Origin of the sequence: Acinetobacter sp. UBA6526 (genome assembly GCF_002434875.1) — a bacterium.
In the GTDB taxonomy this organism is placed as follows: Bacteria; Pseudomonadota; Gammaproteobacteria; order Pseudomonadales; family Moraxellaceae; genus Acinetobacter; species Acinetobacter venetianus.
Genome location: NZ_DJLC01000132.1, coordinates 1 through 3963, shown reverse-complemented (window position 1 = coordinate 3963; position 3963 = coordinate 1). Strand labels below are relative to the sequence as shown.

The window sequence follows — 3963 nt, the reverse complement described above, 5'->3', positions numbered from 1 at the left end:
CATCCATCATCATTCGACGCAACACTTTGGGACGAGGTAAGGCAAGAATCAAATGTACAGGATGCTTAGCAGGTACAGCTTCGGTCTCAATCGGGCGCACCACAATTCGCGTCTCATTCAATGCAACAACTTCTGTCAAATAGCGTAGACCGTGTCGAATACCGACTTTCAGCGAATCACCTACTTGAAGTTGTAAATGCTGACGTAAATGTTGCAATTGTCTTGGATTTTCAATATTCCAAAGCTCAGATTGTGTCTGTTCTGGTTCAAGTAACACAATATTCATGAGGATGCGGTTTGCTGTAAATAATGATCAATTAACTGAATATGCTTTTGTAAAGAACCCGTATTTCGTTGTAAAACCAACTGAGCTTGCTGAACTAAACGTTGTTTTTGAGCAGTATTTTCTAAACAGCTCAACAGCTGTTGCACAATCTGTGCTGCATCACCTCCAATCAAAATGCCTTGCTCTGCAACAAACTCATCGACAATACTTTGGAAGTTAAAATAGCGCGGTCCAATGACAGTCGGCACATCAAGTACCATAGGTTCTAAGATATTATGACCACCACCCGGTTCATTCAATGAACCGCCAACAAAACACGCTTGGCTCAAGCCATACCACAACCACATTTCCCCCATGCTATCAGCAAGAAAAACTTGTGTATCCACTTGAATCGGTTGTTGCAGGCTACGGCGTTGCGTATTTAAATTTAAACGCTGACATACCTGGTAGACCTCATCAAATCGCTCAGGATGACGAGGCACCACAATACACAGCAAAGCTGGATTTGCATTTAAGTGCGGCTGTAGCTGTTTCAGTAAATTCTCCTCTTCTGGCGCATGTGTGCTGGCAAGGGTGATGATTTGACGATGTTCGAGTTGCCAATCTTGTTTGAACTGTTCTGCCTGTGTGACATAGTGCTGCGGTGCAGTAATATCAAATTTAATATTTCCAACCACCTGACTTTTGGCTTGATCTAAACCCAATTCAACATAACGCTGTTGGGTTGCCACATCTTGTGCCAGCATCCACGTCAGTTGTTGTAACATTAGCTTGGTCAATCGTGCCACTTTGCCATAGCCTTTCGCCGATTTTTCAGAAAGGCGGGCATTCAATAAAATACAGGGAATCTGTTGTTGCTTGGCTTCCGCAATCAAATTTGGCCAGATTTCAGTTTCAACCAATGCCAAAAGTTTGGGTTGATATACATCAAAAAACTGCTTGAGCAATGGCTTTTGATCAACGGGCAAATAAACCGCTTGAAATAAATCGAGATAAGGTGCTTTCAGAAACAGCGATTTGGCGCGCGCCTGCCCCGTCTTCGTCGTATTGGTTACCAACACAGGATGGCCTAATTTTAAATAATGCTCGATCAAAGGCTGTGCTGCATTGGTTTCCCCAACAGAGACCACATGAAACCAAATCGTTTGTAAGTTTTTAGGGGGCTGAAAAGGGCCAAAACGCTCGATACACTCTTGTTGAAATGCCGCATCATTTTCAGCGCGTTGTTTTATTTTCCAACGATATAACGGTTTGATACAGGTCAATAAAAAGTTATACCAAAAGGGTGTTTGCTGCACTGCGTTTTTCTGCGCCATCCTAGACCATATTTCACGATTTGATGTGTGCTTATTATGCGGAATTTCAATAAAAAACTCATGCCATTTTGGTAAATAGCATGAGTCTTTTAGATCAGATTAAGCTTCTAACTGTTCAAAAGCAGGATAATCTGTATAACCTTCTGCACCTGAGCCATATAAGGTTTCAGGCTGAATAGCATTTAAAGGTAAATCATTTTGCAAACGTTCTAACAGGTCTGGATTGGCAATATAAGCTTTGCCGAATGACACTGCATCTGCTTGACCTGTTGCCAAGATTTGTTTTGCAGAATCAGCCGTTAAACCTTCATTTGCAATCCATACACCTTTAAATTTCGAACGTAATGCAGGCATTAAGCTGTCTTCGGCTTGGTATTCACGCGTGAAAATAAAAGCAACATTGCGCTGATCCAATTGCTCAACGACATAGCCAAAAGTTGCTAATGGATTTTCATCGCCCATATCATGCGAATCACCACGTGGCGCTAAATGAACACCCACTCGACCCGCACCCCACACGTCAATAAATGCATCAACGACTTGTAACAGTAAACGTGCACGGTTTTCAATTGAACCACCATATTCATCATCACGATGATTGGTTGAACTTTGCAAGAACTGGTCAATCAAATATCCGTTGGCAGCATGCAACTCTACACCATCAAAACCTGCCGCTTTCGCTTGTTCAGCAGCATTTCTATATTGTGCAACAATTTCCTGAATTTCTTCATGGGATAATGCACGCGGCGTAACGAATGGGCGTTTTGGACGAAGTAAACTCACTTCACCAGCAGGCTGAATTGCGCTTGGCGCAACAGGCGTATCACCATCTAACAAATCGGGATGTGAAATACGACCAACATGCCAAAGCTGAACCACGATTTTTGAGCCTTGTGAATGCACTGCATCAACAATCTTGTTCCAAGCCTGTGCTTGTTCTTGTGACCATAAGCCTGGGGTATTGGCATAACCTGCGGCTTTTGGACTAATCACCGTTGCTTCGGTAATGATTAGACCCGCATTGGTACGTTGTTGATAGTATTCCACCATTAAATCGTTTGGAACACGAGACGCACCGCTACGTGCACGCGTTAAAGGAGCTAAAACCAAACGGTTTTTAATCTTAAAGTCACCTACTTGTAAGGTAGAGTTTAATTCAGCCATGATCGCCTCAACTTCACTCTATTCAGCGGGTTAAGATTGCCCTTATCCTCGCCGTCAGAGTGTTTGTTTTAAATGTTCGATGTATTGCTGAATCAAAGCTTCATTACGTGTGAAATAAGACCATTGCCCATATTTTTCGACATTAATCAAACCCGCTTGCTGTAACACAGACAAATGATTCGACATCGTCGATTGCGCAACTTTGCCTAAACGTTCGATGTGCCCAGCACATACACCACGCTCAAAACTACCACCACATTCCTGTACAGGTAAAAATTGCTCTGGCTCTTTTAACCACTGCAAAATTTGTCGACGTAATGGGTTGGCTAAGGCTTTGCTTATAACATCAATATCCATAGACTCACCACGTTTCTCAACAGGCAAAAGCTTTGTTCAGCATCTAAACTTAGTATATCGAATTTTATAAATATTAATATCTGTTTTTATCGATATTAATATCATATTTTTCCGATTAACCAAAAGATGCTGAACGAAATTGCCGTTTTAAACTTATAAACCTTGTTTCAAACTTGCTTCAATGAACTTGTCTAAATCACCATCCAAGACTGCTTTGGTGTTCGATGTTTCTACACTTGTACGCAAATCTTTAATACGTGAATCGTCTAAGACATAAGAACGAATTTGGCTGCCCCAACCGATGTCTGACTTTGAATCTTCCAAAGCTTGAGCTGCTTCATTACGCTTACTCATCTCTAATTCATAGAGCTTGGCACGTAACTGTTTCCACGCATGATCACGGTTAGCATGTTGTGAACGTTGGTTCTGACACGCCACCACGATACCTGTTGGTGCGTGGGTTAAACGTACCGCAGAATCAGTTTTGTTAATGTGCTGACCACCTGCACCCGAAGCACGATAAGTATCTGTTCGAACATCCGATGGATTAATATCGATCTCAATATTGTCATCAATCTCAGGCGAGATAAATACTGCCGAGAATGATGTATGACGGTTGTTGTTACTATCAAATGGCGATTTACGCACTAAACGGTGTACACCACTTTCTGTCCGTAACCAACCATAAGCAAACTCACCATCCACACGAATCGTTGCAGATTTAATTCCTGCAACATCACCGTCAGAAACTTCCATCAATTCAGCTTTAAAGCCATGACGTTCAATCCAACGCAAGTACATACGTAACAGCATGGATGCCCAATCTTGTGCTTCTGTACC

4 protein-coding genes and 1 pseudogene are annotated in these 3963 nt (G+C 42.2%); all 5 read right to left on the bottom strand.

What is annotated here, in order from left to right:
* Positions 1-286 (bottom strand): annotated as a pseudogene (locus B4237_RS08935) (16S rRNA (uracil(1498)-N(3))-methyltransferase); the annotation flags it as partial.
* On the bottom strand, positions 283-1602 hold the full coding sequence (locus tag B4237_RS08930; protein WP_278595757.1) for a 3-deoxy-D-manno-octulosonic acid transferase: 1320 nt from the start codon (positions 1600-1602) through the stop codon (positions 283-285). The pseudogene B4237_RS08935 and the gene B4237_RS08930, both read right to left, overlap by 4 nt.
* Before the next feature lie 99 nt (positions 1603-1701).
* Positions 1702-2766, bottom strand: a complete 1065-nt coding sequence (locus B4237_RS08925) for an alkene reductase (RefSeq protein ID WP_278595758.1) — start codon at positions 2764-2766, stop codon at positions 1702-1704.
* A gap of 54 nt (positions 2767-2820) precedes the next feature.
* Complete coding sequence (locus tag B4237_RS08920; protein ID WP_017196833.1) at positions 2821-3123, bottom strand: ArsR/SmtB family transcription factor; 303 nt, start codon at positions 3121-3123, stop codon at positions 2821-2823.
* 153 nt (positions 3124-3276) lie between these two features.
* Positions 3277-3963: peptide chain release factor 2 (prfB, locus tag B4237_RS08915; RefSeq protein ID WP_286942777.1), on the bottom strand; the 687-nt coding region annotated here is incomplete at its 5' end.